The organism is Dielma fastidiosa (assembly GCF_000313565.1).
Lineage (GTDB): Bacteria > Bacillota_I > Bacilli_A > Erysipelotrichales > Erysipelotrichaceae > Dielma > Dielma fastidiosa.
Window position 1 is genome coordinate 1 of record NZ_CAEN01000103.1, and the last position, 369, is coordinate 369.

Genomic DNA, 369 nt, shown 5'->3' on the forward strand with positions numbered 1-369 from the left:
CAATTCTTGGATTAAATGCAATTGGATATTGAATAGGTTTCTCCTCGTTCATGGCCTCTGTTCTTACCTCCATGGGTGTTTTTGAATGAAATCTTTCTTGATATCTTTCATGATTGTAGAAATGGATATACTTTTCTATTGCCTCAATTAAGCTTTTCCTGTCATTTATCTCATACATTTGATACATCTCTGTTTTGATAATACCCCATAATCCTTCCGTTGGTCCATTATCAATACAACTTGCGACTCTTGACATGGATTGAACCATATTTTGATTTTTTAATTGATATCGGAAAGTTTGACTTGTGTATTGAAATCCTCTATCCGAATGCATCAATGGATGTGCATTCGGATTTAACTTCATTGCTT

At 33.9% G+C, this 369-nt stretch carries 1 protein-coding gene; it reads right to left on the reverse strand.

Going from position 1 to position 369, the window contains the following annotated elements:
* The coding region (locus tag DAHG_RS00175) for an IS3 family transposase (RefSeq protein ID WP_022936306.1) at nucleotides 1–369 on the reverse strand (369 nt) is incomplete at both ends.